We start from the raw sequence: 14823 nt of genomic DNA on the forward strand, positions 1-14823 counted from the left end.
ACCCAAGACTCCGGCAAGGAATCGGCTGGATTCCGTCAAGCCGCGGCGATGCACGCTGGTCGCGTCACTCGTCGCGTGTCGGGTATGGCCTGCGTCACCCGAAGGCGTTCGGTACCGTCGGGGTCGTGTTGACAGCCATCAGTTCCGTCGCCCAGCCGGTCGCCCTCCAGCTCGCACGACAGGCCGACGGCACCAACGACGTCGACGCCCCGCTGCTCGACGCTTGCGGGGAGACCCCGAACTGGCTGTGCGAACGGGTCCTGGAGTGGACCGACGGCAACGAGACCGCCGCCGGTGCCGCCGATTGGCTCGTCGGCCGCCCGCTGACGATCGTGCTGATCCTGCTCGGAGCCTGGGTGGTCTCGAGATTCGCACGCCGCTACGTGGTGCGGACGATCGAGAAGCTCATGGCGCCGACCCGTGACCAGGCGCGACGCAGCATCGAACGCCTCGGGTTCGAGGCCCCGCCGATCCTCGTCGGCGAACAGGTCGACCCGCGGGTGCTCGCCCGCCGAGCATCGCGCGCGACCTCCGTCGGCGCCGTCGTCTGCAACACGGTGACCGTGCTGATCTGGTCGATCGCGATCGTGTTGGTCCTCGGCGAGATCGGGCTCGCTCTGGGCCCGTTCATCGCCGGGGCCGGCATCGTCGGAGTCGCGCTCGGCTTCGGCGCGCAGAGCCTCGTGAAGGACTGCATCACCGGGCTGTTCATGCTGCTCGAAGACCAGTACGGGATCGGCGACGTCGTCGATCTCGGCGAAGCGATCGGCACCGTGGAAGCCGTCGCCCTCCGCACGACCGTCTTGCGCGGCATCGACGGCACCGTGTGGCACGTCCCGAACGGTGAGATCGTACGGGTCGGCAACAAGTCACAGCTCTGGTCGACGGCGCTGATCGACATCGACGTCGCCTACGACGCGGATCTCGACCGGGTGCGCCAACTCCTGCTCGACACCGCGCTCGAGGTGTGCGCTGCGCCCGAATGGGCCGACGACGTGCTGGAAGAACCGCAGGTGCTCGGCGTCGAGATGCTCGGCGCCGACGGCATCACGTTCCGCATGGTGGTGAAGACGGCGCCCGGAGCCCAGTGGGCGCTGCAACGCGCCCTGCGCGAAGCGTTCAAGCATTCCTTCGATGCGGCCGGGATCGAAATTCCCTTCCCGCAACGAACGATATGGATGCGAAATCCTCCGAGCGAGTGACATGATGTGCCCTCGATGATCGGCTTGAGTTGGGATTTCTTCGCGCCGACGCCCGGCGGCGCGATGCTCGGCGTCGCCGTGATTCTCACGTTCGGCGCCTACGCCGCGTTCTGGTTCGCCGAGCGCCTGAGCGCGCCCCGCCGACCTGAGGTGGTCGGCTCGTCGGGTGCGCTGCGCAGCGAGTCTCCCGCGGTGGTCAACGTGCTCCTCAACGACGCGACGCTCACCGCTGAGGGTATGCGAGCGACGATGATCGACCTTGCGGCACGTGGCTGGTTGCGGATCCTGCCGCCCGAAGACGACGACGAGGTCAGCCGAGTGCGACCCGCCGCGACAGCGCTCGACGGCGACTCGCTGCTCCCGCACGAACGGCTGGTGTTGCAACACACGCTCGCTCGCTTCACGACCGATCGGGCGATTCCCGCCCGGCATCTGGCTGTGGACATCTCCGGACAGTGGTGGGCCCGGTTCCGCCGTCTCGTCTACGCGGAGGGTCGCCGCGCCGGGCTCCTCACCCGACGCTGGACACCGCTCATCGTCGCCGGCCCGGCCGCGGTTGCCTTCTTTGCCTTGCTCGCCTGGAATGCCGGACGTGACGGAGGCCAACCCGAGGTCGCAGTCGTCGACTCGCTCGAACGCCGCCTCGTCGCGCTCTCGGTCCTGGTCGCGCTCGTCGTGTTGGTCGCCCGCATCGTGCTGCGCATCGTTCGAGGCGAGGTCACCCTCACCGACGCCGGCGTGGCGGCGGCCGGACGCTGGCTGGCCGTGCGCACCAAGCTCGTCGAGGCTGGGCTCGGGCCGATGGCGCCCAGTTCGAACGACATCGGTGACCGACGCCTGGGCTACGCCACGGCGCTGTGTCTCGCCGACGGAGCGGCGGTCGAACTCCCGCTCGCTCGCGAAGACCATCACCTCGTCTGGAGTTCGGTCGGCGGAACGGGCCGGTTGGTCCGAGTCCGGTATCCGTGGCGGCCGGGCTACGGCCTGCATCCGGCCGTCGCGTTGGGCGGCGGCTTGGCGGCGTTCCTGATCGGGCTCCGGCTGCGTCGGTTCTTCTCCGATGTCGCCCGCGAACAAGCGTGGGACTCTCTGTACGAGCGCTTCTCACAACAGGACTGGCTGATCGGCGACGTCGCGACCGGGATCACTGCGATCACGCTGATCCCGATCCTGTTCGGCCTGTGGACCGCGCTCGCCGGTGCCGCCGACATGTTCAACACGGTCGATCGCACCGGCGTCGTCATCCGCACTCGGCGCCCAGCTGAGATCTCGCCGCTCCCCCGCCCGGTGATCCGACGGATCGAAGGCGACCGCTACAGCCTGTACGTCGCGATCGACGACGGCCGCTCCGAGGTCGTCACCGCGTGGAGAGCGACCGAGCGAACGGCGATGCCCGAAGACGTCGATGCCGTGGTGCGGGCCACGCCGATCCTCGGCTACGTCCGCAAGGCGACGCCCATCGGCCACGTACTCCCCGACTGAACGACCTTCGACCGATCGATCGCTTGCTCGGCGGCGTCTCGCAGCTCGAACATCGATCGCAACCCGGAACGCAAGAAGAGACGAACGCCCCATCGGCGCGAGCGAATGGGCGTCAGCGTCAAGACGGTGATGTTGGCCGACGGCGAGCCGTAGAGCCGCAAGCGAGCCGGACGTCGACTCCACGGCGTCGTGCGCACGCGAGCGGTCCAGGTGATCTCACGATCGATCCGCCGCAGCGTGGACACGTCGACGACGAGTCGCGATGACGCATCGAGGAGTCTCAACTCCTCGATGACGTCGGCGGTGACGGCCGGGTGCGCGAGCAACGTCACCTGGATCTCCTCGCGACAGCCCGCGCTTCGGCGCTGGTCGAGCGGCGCTCCCGTGCGCGTGCCCTCACCGCGACGAGCGTGGACGAGTGCAGGACCATCGGAGGCCACCAGCGGCACCGGGGCCCCGAACACGTCGATCAAGGTACGGCGACGGGCCTCGCGCGATCGCCGGAGCTCGGCTCGGTCCGCGTCGGTCATGATGATTCGATCGTCGGGGATCTCTCCCCGCCAGATCGCGTCGTCGTCGCACGACGAACGCCGCGAGGTCATCTTCCGACGTCGATGGAGCATCGCCGTACGTGCCACGCCGCGACGGTATCGCGGCCTCGCCGTCGACGCGAGACGCGGCGCACGCTCGTTCGGCGAGCGGGTTCAGCAGGAGAGTTCGGAAGGCAAGTACAGCGAGCGTTCAGCCGGCGCGGTTTGCGTTGCGTCGGATCGCGTCGGCCATCTCGGCCCATCGCGGCCGAGGGAGATCGTGTCCCATGTCGGGATACATCACGAGCCGCGAGTTCGGAACCGCCGCCGCCGTGGCGATGCCGCCCGACGGCTTGACGAGCTTGTCGACGAGACCGTGCACGACCAACGTCGGTGCGGTCACGTTGGCGAGCCCCGGGGTCCGGTCCGGGCTGGCCATGATCGCGGCGGTCTGGCGCTCGGTGCTGAGCGGCCGGAAGCTGCGGGCGACCGACGCGGCGGTACGAGCTCGATGCTCGTTCGGGTCGAAATGCGGACCGCTCCACAGCAAGAAGTTCTCCACCGAGCGATCGGCTGCGGTGTCGCGGGTCGGGCGCTGCGCTCGCGCCATCTTGACCATGACCTTGCCGGCGATGCGGCCGGACTTGCCGTCACCCGGGTTCGACATGATCGACGTCAGCGACCGGACCTTGTGGGCATGATCGATCGTCAACTGCTGGGCGATCATCCCGCCCATCGACATCCCGACGGCGTGAACGGCGCCGAGGCCGAGACCCTCGATCAAACCGGCGGTGTCGACGGCCATGTCGACCAACGTGTACTCCGTGGACGGGGGCCGCTTCGCCAGCGTGCCGAGGACCGCTCGGACCGGCTTGGGCGGTTCGAACTCGAACTCGGTGCTCAAACCGATGTCTCGGTTGTCGAACGTCGTCACCTGAAATCCGACCGCAACGAGTTCACCGATGAACTCCGCCGGCCAATCGGTCAGCTGCCCACCGAGCCCCATGATCAACAGCAGCGGATCACCGCTGCCGTGCTGTTCGTATTCGAGGGTGATGCCGTTCGCCTGGATCTGCGCCATGACGACGGAGACTACGAGGACTTCGGCGACTTCGTTGACGCCGTCGCATGGGGCCGACTCAGCGACGAGCCCGGCGACCTGTGTCGACGCGCCAGTAGCCCGCCTTGAGATACGCGCCTTCGGGGAAGCTGACCGGGTGATCGATGTCGTGACCGGTACGACGGATCTCGGTCAGTCGGGCGCCGTGCTCGACGGCGGCAGCCGTGACCGTGTCGAAGAAGTCGTCGCTGGTCACCCGACTCGAACACGAGGCCTGCACCAACACTCCGCCCTGTTCCACGACGCCCATCGCGAGCTTGGTCAGCTTCGCGTACGCGGCCTTGGCCCGCCCGACGGTGGCCGCCTTCTGCGCGAACGACGGCGGATCGATGATCACGATGTCGAAGCGCCGAGCGGAACGACCCAGGTGCCCGAGCGCATCGAAGGCATCCGCACACTGCGTCGTGAACTCGCACGCGGCGACCGTGTCGAGGTCATGGTTGTACGACATGTTGCGCTTCGCGACGGCGATCGTCGGGGCGGACTGATCGATCGCGTGGACCGACGTCGCTCCCCCTGCTGCCGCGTGCACGCTGAACCCGCCGGTCGAGGCGAAAACGTCGAGGACCGAGCGGCCTTTGGTCATCTTTCCGACCTGGAGACGGTTGGCTCGCTGGTCGAGGAAGTGCCCGGTCTTCTGCCCGCGACGAACGTCGGCTTCGAACGTGAGTCGCCCCTCCTGGAACAGCACCGGATCGGGCGGGTCACCAACGATGACGTCGCCGTCGTCGAGACCGAACGTCGGCCGATCCGCCATCGATCGAGCGAGGCGGAGCACGACATGCGCCGCACGCGTGGCTGCTTGCACTGATGGCACGAGATCGCGCAGGTGGGGCAGCCACGCGTCGCTGTACAGCTTGATGACGGCGACGTCGGCGTAGCAGTCGACGATCAGGCCCGGGAGTCCGTCGTTCTCGCCGTTCACCGCCCGATAGCCGAGCCGGTGACGTGGCGCGCCTTCCCAGAGCGCAGCTCGAGCGGCCACTGCGGTCTCGATCGTCGTGGCGAACCACTCGGCGTCGATCGTGACCGGACGTCCGGCGTGCAGGATCTTCAGTCGGATCGCCGAGGCCGGATCCCAGAGCCCGATCGCTGCGAACTCTCGCTGCTTGTCGAACACCACGGCGAGATCGCCGGGTGCTCCCTCACGATTGGTCGACTCGATCGAACGGTCGTACACCCACGGATGCCCCGCTCTGACGCGGCGCAGTGCGTCGGGCGTGATCCGCACCGCGACCCGCTGGTCGCTCGTCGACGGGAGCGCGTCGAGCCCGCTCACGACGACGACCCGGTGGTCTCGTCGAAACTCTCGAACGCTGCGACGACACCGACCGCCGGTTCGACGGCACCGTCGAACACCTCGCGCCACGCTGCCTCGACGGCGTCGGCGCCGAACCGATGGTCGATGCGCAGCCATGACCGACTTCCGTCGACGAACTCGTCGAGCGCCGAGGCGCAGAGAGCGTCGTAGGCCTCGGTCCCCCATTGCTCTCGGCGACGGCCGACTTCGGTCGGGGCGAAGAACAACTGCGGGCTCGGCCCATCGAGATCGTTCGACGCAGCGGCCGGAGCATCGTGGTGGCTGCGACCGACGGTCATCGAGTAGGCGAGGCGATCGCCGAACGCTCGGTGCACCGCTGCGAGCGAGGTCGGGTTCCCGGCCATGTCGATCGACACAGCGCCGCCTTCGGTCGCAATCTCGTCGATCTCGTCGTAGGTCACGACCTGGTCGTAGAAGCCGAGATTCTCGACGAACTCGCGGTTGCTCGTCGAGGTCACAGCGACGACGTCGACGCCTTTGCGGAGCGCAGCACGTTGGGCGAAACCGATCGCAGTCTTGGACGATGCGGACAGCACGACCACCCGCGTCGTCCCGAAGTACTCCGCTCCGCTTCCGCCGCCATCGGCGAAGAACTCCTCCGCGAGCAAACCGGTCAGGAACAGGCCGCGCAGCACAGCGTGGCGGTCTTCGCCATCGGGTGCCTCGTCGTACATGCCGTCGGATTCGACGTCGACGTAGGCGCGGTACACCGGTGCGTGCGCTTGCCGATGCGGGCCGTCGTCGCGGAATCCTTCGCGGGTGGTGGTCGGCGTGAACACGACGTGCGACGCCATCGGATACCAACCGTAGAAGCGGCGCCCGACCGCGATCTCGTCGTGTCGCGACTCGACGACCTCTGCCCAGCCCATCGCCGGGACGCGGCCCCAACCGGGGCGGCCGTCGTCGGCGTCGGGCTGCGACGACGGGAAGAAGTCCCAGTAGCCGAGCATGTCGCCGAACACGGCGTAGGTGATGTTGTTGGCGGTGATGGCGAACCGATCGACTCGGAAGCGCACCTGGCCATCCTTCAACTCGACGTCCTCGACGAGGAGCCGGGTCGTGCCGATCTCGTCGCGTCGAACCTCGAGCGTCTGATGCTGCGCAGTCATCTCGCAAGCATGCCCGATCCCCGGGCCCGTTCACGCCGCGACACGCCATGACACGCCGCGACGCGACGTGACGCGACGTGGCGCGACGCATCACGACGGGTAGGAGATTCGAAACCGGCGCGGCCGAACGACTACACAGCAGACATGAGCGACAACACCTACCGGTCGGCGACCCCCGGCGATCTCGACGTGGCCAACCTCTTCGGACTGCGCGGCAAGGTGGCTGTGGTCACCGGAGGTTCGCGCGGCATCGGTTACATGATCGCCGCCGGACTCGTCGTCAACGGCGTCAAGGTCTACATCACCGCGCGCAAGGCGTCCGCGTGCGACGACGCGGCTGCCGAACTGTCGGAGTTCGGCGAGTGCATCTCGCTACCGGCCGATCTGGCGTCGGCCGAGGGGCTCGACACCTTCGTGCGCGAGATCGCCGAGCGCGAGCCAGCGATCGACATCTTGATCAACAACGCCGGGGCCGCGTGGGGTGCACCACTCGGCGAGTTTCCCGACATCGGCTTCGACAAGGTGATGAACATCAACGTCAAGGCCCCGTTCATGTTGACGCAGGCGTTGCTTCCGCGGCTCGAAGCTCGCGCGACCGCTGCCGATCCCGCCCGCGTCGTCATGATCGGATCGATCGACGGCATCCGCGTGCCGATCGGCGACAACTACTCGTACTCGGCTGCCAAGGCCGGAATCCACATGCTCGCCCGGCACCTGGGAGCGCATGTCGTCGGCAAGCACATCACGGTGAATTCGATCGCTCCCGGACCTTTCGAGTCGAAGATGATGGAGTACCTCCTCGACGACGACGCCTCGCGCCAGATGGTCGTCGATCAGGTCCCGCGGCAGCGCATCGGCACCGCAGAGGACATCGCGGGCACGGTGATCTTCCTGACGAGTCGGGCTGGCGCGTTCACGACGGGCGCGGTGATTCCCGTCGACGGGGGCATCTCGACCATCCGCATGGGGTGAGGCGTGTCTGGCCGTCGCGCGTCCTCGCGACGAGTCGGCCATACTTGGCGCCCATGGGGATGCGGCTGAAGGAGCGCTATCACATCGGCGAGCAGATCTCGGGCGATCCGATCGTGCAGGTGATCGACGACTTTCTGACCGAGACGGAACGCTTGCACATCATCGGGCAAGCACAGGGCAACATGAAGCAGGCCCTGGTCAGCGCTGTCGGCGCCGCCACCATGAGCGAGGGCCGAACCGGGTCGGTGTGCTGGGTGAAACACGACCAGACACCGATCGTGCGCGGTCTCGTCAAGCGGGTGAGCAACCTCGTCGGTATTCCGGTCAAGCACGCCGAGTCGCTGCAGGTCGTGCACTATGCCGAGACCCAGCAGTACCGCCCGCACTTCGACGGCTGGGACATGAACAGTGAGAAGGGCAAGCAGCGCACCGCGAAGGGCGGTCAGCGATTGGTCACTGCACTGTGCTATCTGAACGAAGTCGACGACGGCGGCGGCACGATCTTCCCGAAGCTCGATCTCGAGGTCGACGCGAAACCGGGCCGGATGGTGATCTTCCACAACGTGGTCGACCCCGAACTGGCCGACCTGACGCGACACCCGAAGTCGTTGCACGGTGGATCGCCCGTGTGGGGCGGCGAGAAGTGGGCGTGCAACCTCTGGTTCCGCGCCAAGCCGTATCAGGATCCCGGCGCCCGGCCGTCAGGGAAGCGCCCTCCAGGTCCTGCTCGCCGATGACGGCACGGCGAAGCCGGTCGGGCAGCAGGGCGAGCCGCCAGGCGCTGCGTCTCGGCATCGACCTCGACGGCGTCGTCGCCGACTTCAACGCTGGCTGGATTCGTCTACATCGAGAAGAGTTCGGCAGCGATCTGCATCCGTCGATGGTCCAGACGTGGGACGGCCTCGCTGAACTCGGCGGGTTCGCCGACATGCGTGCCTTCTGGCGCTGGGCTGAAGGAGGCGCGTCTCGACCGTCGATCTTCCGTCACCTCGAGCTGTATCCGACCGCGCTCGACACGCTGCGCCGACTCCGCCGAGACGGGCATCACGTCGTGATCGTCACGACCAAGCCGTCCTGGGCGGTCAACGACACCTTCCGCTGGCTGGCCGACAACGAGATTCCGACCCGCGAGGTCCACATCACCGATCACAAACACGAGGTCGACTGCGACATCTACCTCGACGACTCCCCGACGGTGCTTCCCGACTTGCTGACGCACCATGCCGATCGACTGATCTGCCGCTTCGTCCGCCCCTGGAACGTAGCGTTGGACGGCGCCGTGGACATCTCCAGTTGGTCTGGTTTTTACGAGATCGTCGACGTCCGTTCACGAGGGCCCTGGATTCGAGAGCCGGAGTGACCCTAAGGTCAGGATGGTCTCGGGCCGGCGATGTCGTGCTCGGGGCGCTCCGCACAGCGACGCTTCGGTGTCAGCAGCCACGGCGTCGCCCAACTACGAAAGACGTGAACATGAACCGACGACACCTGGTCGCCCTGAGCGTTGCGGGAGCTCTTGCGCTCGCAGCGTGCGGAAGCGACGACGACGCAGCCGACACCACCGACGCTCCGGTCGAGACCGAAGCACCCGCAGACACCGAAGCCCCGGTCGAAACCGACGCACCCGCAGACACCGAGGCCCCGGTCGAAACCGACGCACCCGCAGACACCGAAGCCCCGCCGGCTGAAGTCCCCGCCGATTGGCCCGAATCCATCATCTTCACGCTGACGCCGTCGCAGGAGACCGGTGGCCTCATCGAGACGGCGGAGCCGCTCGCCGAACTGCTGTCCGCCGAACTCGGCATCGGCGTCGAAGCCCTCGTGCCGTCCGACTACGCCGGCGTGATCGTCGCACTGCAGTCCGGCCAGGCACAGGTCGCCGGTGGCCTCGGCCCGTCACAGATGGTGCAGGCGGCCGACACCGCCGGTGCCGATCTGATCCTGCAATCGGTCCGCTTCGGCGACTCGCAGTACGTGACCCAGTGGTTCACGAACAACCCCGACGAGTTCTGCACCGACGAACCGGTCGCCGACGAGGACGGCTTGCTGTTCTGCAACGGTGTCGCCGACGCAACCGGACCCACCGACGGACCGATCGGCGCCGAGCAACTCCCGCTCATCGCCGGCAAGACCGTGTCGTTCGTCGATCAAGGCTCGACCTCGGGCTACCTGATCCCGTCGCTCGGCCTCCTCGAAGCCGGTGTCGATCCACTCGACGACATCGAGTCGCTGTTCGCCGGTGGTCACGATTCCTCCGTGCAGGCCGTCTACGACGGTGACGCCGAAGTCGGCGTGTCGTTCAACGACGCCCGTGGCGGTCTGCTCGAAACCGTGCCCGACGTCGGTGAGAAGGTCGTCGTGTTCGGCTGGTCCTCGCCGATCCCGAACGACGGGTTCGCCGTCGCCGGCGACCTGCCAGAGGATCTGAAGGCAGCGATCACCGACGCCTTCGTCACGATCGCCGACACCGAAGACGGCGCTGCGCTGTTGGACGAGCTGTACGAGATCGACGGTCTCGTCCCGGTGCCCGAGGGCTCCTACGACATCATCCGCTCGCTCGAGACCGAACTCGCCGACCTGCTCAGCTGAGCGGCCACGCGACGCAACCATGCTCGACCGGGCCTCGTTCGCACTGCGAGCGGGGCCCGGTCCGCGTCGATCTGTCGACTCGACGTGTCACCGCCTTTCCGACGAAAGACCAACCTTCACATGATTCGATTCGAACAGGCCAGCGTCACGTACCCGGGCGGGGTGGCCGCGATGAAGCACCTCGACCTCGAGATCTCCGACGGGGAGTTCGTCGTGATCGTCGGCCTGTCCGGCGCGGGTAAGTCGACCCTCATCCGAGCGATCAACGGGCTCGTCCCGCTCACAGGTGGCCGCTTGGAGGTCAATGGTCGAGACGTCGTCGGCCTCGATCGGCGAGGGCGCCGTGCGCTGCGCTCCGAGGTCGGCATGATCTTCCAGGGCTTCAACCTCGTCGACCGCACCACCGTGTTGAACAACGTGCTCATGGGACGCCTGCATCGGGTGCCGACCTGGCGCACCCTGATCGGTCGGTACCCGCCCGCCGACGTCCAGATCGCGGCGCGAGCACTCGACCGTGTCGAGATCCTCGACCGGGCGTACGTCCGCGCGACGAACCTCTCGGGCGGGCAGCGGCAACGGGTCGGCATCGCCCGAGCGCTCGCACAGGAACCCTCGATCATTCTCGCCGACGAACCGGTCGCCTCACTCGACCCGCCGACGAGCCACGTCGTGATGAAGTACCTCCAGCAGATCAGCCGCGAGCTCGGCATCACGACCATCGTCAACCTCCACTTCCTCGACCTCGCCACGGCCTACGCCGACCGCATCATCGGCCTGCGTGACGGCGAGTTGGTCTTCGACGGCCCCGGCTCCGACGCCGATGCCGACACCTTCCGCGACATCTACGGACGCAGCCTCACGGCCGACGACACGATGGCCAAGCAGGCCGCCCTGTGACCCTCCTCGGGGCGGACACTTCCGACCGCGCTCGCCGCGGCGAGCGCGGAGCCGGCAGCGACGATCTCCGACTCCCGCCGCGGCCACGCCCATCTCTTCTGGTCATCGCGATCTCGCTCGGCGCCATTGCGTTCACCGTCGTCAGCGCACGGCGCGTCGAATTCTCACTCTCCGATCTCGTCGAGAACCTCACGCGCACCAACCCCGTGCTCGAGGGCCTCTTCGACATGCGCTGGGACGAGATGTTCTCGGCTCGATCGCGCAAGGCCTTCCTCGAAACGCTGCAACTCGCCGTGTTGGGCACGACCGCAGGGGTGATCGTGGCGTTGCCACTCGCTCTCTGGTCGACCGAGGTCGGCAATCCCTACGTCGTCCCGCGGCTCATCTTGCGATCGATCAACAACGTGATCCGCTCGATCCCCGACCTGCTGTGGGCTGGCCTGTTCGTGCTCGGCGTGGGTATCGGTGCGCTCTCTGGCCTGTTGGCGCTGTTCTTCTTCTCGCTCGCCGTGATGGTGAAGCTGACCGCCGACACGCTCGACGGCATCGACATGGGCCCGGTCGAGGCCGCCAACGCCGCCGGCGCGACGCACACACAGATGTTACGGACCGCGGTGATCCCCCAGATCCTCCCCGCGTTCAGTTCGTACGCGCTGTACGACTTCGAACTCAACCTCCGAGCCTCAGCGGTGCTCGGTCTCGTCGGTGCTGGCGGCATCGGGCAGCGGCTCGACTTCTTCCGCAACCGTGGCCAGTGGGACAGCCTCTGGGGCCTCGTGCTGATGTTCTTTCTCGTCGTGTTCGTCGTCGAACGGATCTCGGTCAGCATCCGGAGGCGTCTCGTATGACGTCCGCACCGATGCCCGCCGCTGCTGCTCCTCCCCCGATCCAACTGCCATCGAAGTCGCGCGACACGTTCCGTCTCGTGCTGACGACGGCGTTCGTCGTCCTGCTCGGCTGGTCGGCGATCTCGGTCGAGCTGAAGTGGTCTCGACTGCTCGAAGCTCCCGCCGACATGTACCGCCTCGCCAAGGTCATGTTCGGCGACATGGCGTGGGATCAACTCTCGTCGCTGATCGGGCTCATGTGGGACTCGATCGCAATGGCGTGGATGGGCACACTGATCGCCGCGATCTTCGCCGTGCCGCTCTCGTTCCTCGCCGCCGAGAACCTCGTCGGGCGACCGATCGCCTGGGTGACCCGGCAAGTGTTCAACGTGTTGCGCGCCGTTCCCGAGGTGATTCTGGCGCTGCTGTTCATCCCCGTGTTCGGGCTGTCACCGATGGCCGGGGTGCTCGCGATCGGCGTCGGCTCGATCGGCAGCCTCGGCAAGCTCTTCTACGAGATCATCGAGAACATCAAGGCCGGACCCATCGAGGCGACCGACGCCGTCGGCGCCAACGCGTTGCAGCGCCTCCGGTGGGGTGTGCTGCCGCAGGTCGCCCCCGAGCTCACGTCGTTCCTGCTGTATCGCTTCGAGATCAACATCCGAGCGTCGTCGGTGCTCGGCATCGTCGGGGCTGGAGGCATCGGCGGGGCGCTCGCCGATGCGATCCGCTTCAAGGAGTTCGGTCTGGCCGGGCTCGCGCTGATCGTCGTGATCGTCGGCACGATCGCGGTCGACACCGTGTCGGGTGCGATTCGCCGGCGCATCGTCGCCGGACCGAAACAGCGTTCGATGATGAACGACACCGACGAGCCGGTCGACGATCCGCTGTCGACGGTCTCGCCTGCAGCGCGTGCGCTCGCCGAAGAACCCGGGCGATGATCTGACCATGGCGCAGCGGACCCCCGACCAGTTCATCCTCGGCGTCGACCTCGACGGTGTCGTCGCCGACCACACCCGCCGCTTCCGCGACATCCTCGCCGACATCCGCGGCGTCGACCCCGAGATCTACCCGCTGCAACGATCCTGGGACTTCGGGGAATGGGATCTCGGCCCCGATGAGTACGCCGACTACCACCGCATCGCGGTGATGGAGCACGACATGTTCCGCACGATGCCGATGATCGAGGGCGCAGCGGACGCGCTGTGGCGCCTGTCGGACGCTGGCGTGTGGATCCGGATCATCACCCACCGCTTGTACGTGCACTGGGGGCACGAGAAGGCGGTCGCAGACACCGCAGCGTGGCTCGACGCGAACCGCATTCCCTACCGGGATCTCTGCTTCCTCGGCGCGAAACCCCAGGCAGAGGCCAATGCCTACATCGACGATGCGCCGCACAACGTCGCCGAATTGCGAGCGCACGGCAACACCGTCATCGTCTTCGACCAGCCCTACAATGCCGGCGTCGACGGCCCGCGAGCCCGCTCCTGGGTCGAGGTGGAAGAGATCGTCTCGGAGTTGGCCACCGCCCACGCCGGACGCTTCGAGCCGCAACTCCCCGGCTTCGACAGCGGCTCCGACCGCCTCGACCGCCGCCGCGGAGGCGCATCAGCCTGACCCTGACGGTGTGTGTCAGACACAAACCGTCACGCCTCGCCGACTCGACCGTACGATGCTCCCATCGCCGCACCCGATGACGACATGACCAGTGATGGAAAGGAGCCGAGCATGGGAACCGACGCAACACGGTTGACGCAATTCAGTCACGGAGCTGGTTGAGGCTGCAAGCTCGCCCCTGGCGAGCTGGCGCACGTCGTGCGTCACCTCTCATCATCACATCCCGCCGAACTCCTCGTCGGGCCCGACACCGGCGACGACGCCGCGGTCTGGAAGCTCGACGACGAACGGGCGATCGTGTCCACCGCTGACTTCATCACCCCGGTGGTCGACGACGCGCGCACCTGGGGCCGTGTCGCCGCTGCGAACAGCGTGTCCGACATCTACGCGATGGGCGGTCGGCCCCTGTTCGCGCTGAACCTCGTCGGGTGGAACACCGATGCGCTGTCGACCGACCTGCTGAGCGAACTGCTCGCCGGAGGCCAAGACATCGCAACCGCGGCCGGGTTCGTCATCGCCGGCGGGCACACGATCGACGATCCCGAGCCGAAGTACGGAATGGCCGTCACCGGCGAAGTCCATCCGAACCGCATCCTCACCAATGCCGGGCTGAGTCCCGGTCAGGACATCGTGCTCACGAAGCCACTCGGCGTCGGCGTGCTGACCACGGCGATCAAGGCCGGCGTGGCCACCGATGACGAAGCCGCCGGCGCGGTCGACTCCATGACCCGACTCAACGACGTCGGCGCGCGTCTGGCCTCGACGAACGGCGCGACCGGGTGCACCGACGTGACCGGATTCGGCCTGCTCGGGCATCTCGGCCGCATGGCGATCGAGTCGTCGGTCGAGATCGAGGTCTCGTTCGCCGCGATCCCGTTCCTTCCCGGTGCCCGGGAGCATGCGCTCGCCGGCATCATGCCGGGAGGAAGCCGTCGCAACCTGGCGTGGGGCGCCGAGCACCTCGACGCCGGCGACCACGGCGAGGTCGATCAGCTCTTGATCGCCGACGCGCAGACATCGGGCGGCCTCGTGTTCGGCGTCGATCCGAGCATGTCGGCAGCGGTCCTCGCGGAGCTCGCCGCAACCGGACATCGAGCTGCCGTCATCGGACGCAGCGCCGCGTTGCGTGCCGGTGGCGCCGCGATCATCCTCCGCTGACC

15 protein-coding genes are annotated in these 14823 nt (G+C 67.3%); 11 read left to right on the forward strand and 4 right to left on the reverse strand.

The window, feature by feature from the left end; all coding sequences use genetic code 11:
- Positions 1–125: 125 nt before the first annotated feature.
- The gene (locus ACE37B_RS18245; RefSeq protein ID WP_409924766.1) at positions 126–1202 is read left to right on the forward strand and encodes a mechanosensitive ion channel family protein; all 1077 of its coding nucleotides are present in this window, start codon (positions 126–128) and stop codon (positions 1200–1202) included.
- 15 nt (positions 1203–1217) lie between these two features.
- Positions 1218–2684 carry a DUF2207 family protein gene (locus ACE37B_RS18250; RefSeq protein ID WP_409924767.1) on the forward strand — a complete coding sequence of 489 codons (1467 nt, stop codon included), beginning with the start codon at positions 1218–1220 and terminating at the stop codon, positions 2682–2684.
- On the opposite strand, the gene ACE37B_RS18255 is transcribed toward ACE37B_RS18250, so the two are convergent.
- The 4 genes from ACE37B_RS18255 to ACE37B_RS18270 all read right to left on the reverse strand — a co-directional run bounded on the left by ACE37B_RS18255 (position 2639) and on the right by ACE37B_RS18270 (position 6764).
- On the reverse strand, positions 2639–3322 hold the full coding sequence (locus ACE37B_RS18255; protein WP_409924768.1) for a hypothetical protein: 684 nt from the start codon (positions 3320–3322) through the stop codon (positions 2639–2641). The genes ACE37B_RS18250 and ACE37B_RS18255 overlap by 46 nt on opposite strands.
- A gap of 103 nt (positions 3323–3425) precedes the next feature.
- Positions 3426–4295 carry an alpha/beta fold hydrolase gene (locus ACE37B_RS18260; protein ID WP_409924769.1) on the reverse strand — a complete coding sequence of 290 codons (870 nt, stop codon included), beginning with the start codon at positions 4293–4295 and terminating at the stop codon, positions 3426–3428.
- Positions 4296–4353: 58 nt separating this feature from the next.
- Complete coding sequence (locus tag ACE37B_RS18265) at positions 4354–5613, reverse strand: class I SAM-dependent rRNA methyltransferase (protein ID WP_409924770.1); 1260 nt, start codon at positions 5611–5613, stop codon at positions 4354–4356.
- On the reverse strand, positions 5610–6764 hold the full coding sequence (locus ACE37B_RS18270; protein ID WP_409924771.1) for a DUF2855 family protein: 1155 nt from the start codon (positions 6762–6764) through the stop codon (positions 5610–5612). The genes ACE37B_RS18265 and ACE37B_RS18270 overlap by 4 nt, the downstream gene beginning before the upstream one ends.
- A 189-nt stretch (positions 6765–6953) precedes the next feature.
- On the opposite strand from ACE37B_RS18270, the gene ACE37B_RS18275 reads away from it, so the two are divergent.
- The 9 genes from ACE37B_RS18275 (at position 6954) to selD (ending at position 14821) form a co-directional block, all read left to right on the forward strand.
- Complete coding sequence (locus ACE37B_RS18275) at positions 6954–7736, forward strand: SDR family oxidoreductase (protein WP_409924976.1); 783 nt, start codon at positions 6954–6956, stop codon at positions 7734–7736.
- A gap of 53 nt (positions 7737–7789) precedes the next feature.
- Positions 7790–8473, forward strand: coding sequence for a 2OG-Fe(II) oxygenase (locus ACE37B_RS18280; protein WP_409924772.1), 684 nt, complete (start codon positions 7790–7792; stop codon positions 8471–8473).
- Entirely contained in the window at positions 8470–9096 is a 627-nt protein-coding gene (locus ACE37B_RS18285) for a 5' nucleotidase, NT5C type (RefSeq protein WP_409924773.1), read from the forward strand. Before ACE37B_RS18280 ends, ACE37B_RS18285 begins: the two co-directional genes overlap by 4 nt.
- 110 nt (positions 9097–9206) lie before the next feature.
- Positions 9207–10322, forward strand: coding sequence for a phosphate/phosphite/phosphonate ABC transporter substrate-binding protein (locus ACE37B_RS18290; protein WP_409924774.1), 1116 nt, complete (start codon positions 9207–9209; stop codon positions 10320–10322).
- Between the two features lie 120 nt (positions 10323–10442).
- Positions 10443–11219: a phosphonate ABC transporter ATP-binding protein gene (gene phnC / locus ACE37B_RS18295; RefSeq protein ID WP_409924775.1), complete on the forward strand. Its 777-nt coding sequence runs from the start codon at positions 10443–10445 to the stop codon at positions 11217–11219.
- Entirely contained in the window at positions 11216–12067 is an 852-nt protein-coding gene (phnE, locus tag ACE37B_RS18300) for a phosphonate ABC transporter, permease protein PhnE (protein WP_409924776.1), read from the forward strand. The genes phnC and phnE (ACE37B_RS18300) overlap by 4 nt, the downstream gene beginning before the upstream one ends.
- The gene (phnE, locus tag ACE37B_RS18305; protein ID WP_409924777.1) at positions 12064–12987 is read left to right on the forward strand and encodes a phosphonate ABC transporter, permease protein PhnE; all 924 of its coding nucleotides are present in this window, start codon (positions 12064–12066) and stop codon (positions 12985–12987) included. Before phnE (ACE37B_RS18300) ends, phnE (ACE37B_RS18305) begins: the two co-directional genes overlap by 4 nt.
- Before the next feature lie 7 nt (positions 12988–12994).
- A complete protein-coding gene (locus ACE37B_RS18310) occupies positions 12995–13663 on the forward strand; it encodes a 5' nucleotidase, NT5C type (protein WP_409924778.1) in 669 nt (222 codons plus the stop codon).
- A gap of 111 nt (positions 13664–13774) precedes the next feature.
- Positions 13775–14821: a selenide, water dikinase SelD gene (selD, locus tag ACE37B_RS18315; RefSeq protein ID WP_409924779.1), complete on the forward strand. Its 1047-nt coding sequence runs from the start codon at positions 13775–13777 to the stop codon at positions 14819–14821.
- Positions 14822–14823: the final 2 nt, after the last annotated feature.

The organism is Ilumatobacter sp. (assembly GCF_046290335.1).
Taxonomy (GTDB): Bacteria; Actinomycetota; Acidimicrobiia; order Acidimicrobiales; family Ilumatobacteraceae; genus Ilumatobacter_A.

Coding starts and splice junctions, on each gene's coding strand:
- ACE37B_RS18250 (WP_409924767.1), top strand. CDS start 1,218: ATGATCGGCTTGAGTTGGGATTTCTTCGCGCCGACGCCCGGCGGCGCG.
- ACE37B_RS18260 (WP_409924769.1), bottom strand. CDS start 4,295: ATGGCGCAGATCCAGGCGAACGGCATCACCCTCGAATACGAACAGCAC.
- ACE37B_RS18270 (WP_409924771.1), bottom strand. CDS start 6,764: ATGACTGCGCAGCATCAGACGCTCGAGGTTCGACGCGACGAGATCGGC.
- ACE37B_RS18280 (WP_409924772.1), top strand. CDS start 7,790: ATGGGGATGCGGCTGAAGGAGCGCTATCACATCGGCGAGCAGATCTCG.
- ACE37B_RS18285 (WP_409924773.1), top strand. CDS start 8,470: ATGACGGCACGGCGAAGCCGGTCGGGCAGCAGGGCGAGCCGCCAGGCG.
- ACE37B_RS18290 (WP_409924774.1), top strand. CDS start 9,207: ATGAACCGACGACACCTGGTCGCCCTGAGCGTTGCGGGAGCTCTTGCG.
- phnC (WP_409924775.1), top strand. CDS start 10,443: ATGATTCGATTCGAACAGGCCAGCGTCACGTACCCGGGCGGGGTGGCC.
- phnE (WP_409924777.1), top strand. CDS start 12,064: ATGACGTCCGCACCGATGCCCGCCGCTGCTGCTCCTCCCCCGATCCAA.
- ACE37B_RS18310 (WP_409924778.1), top strand. CDS start 12,995: ATGGCGCAGCGGACCCCCGACCAGTTCATCCTCGGCGTCGACCTCGAC.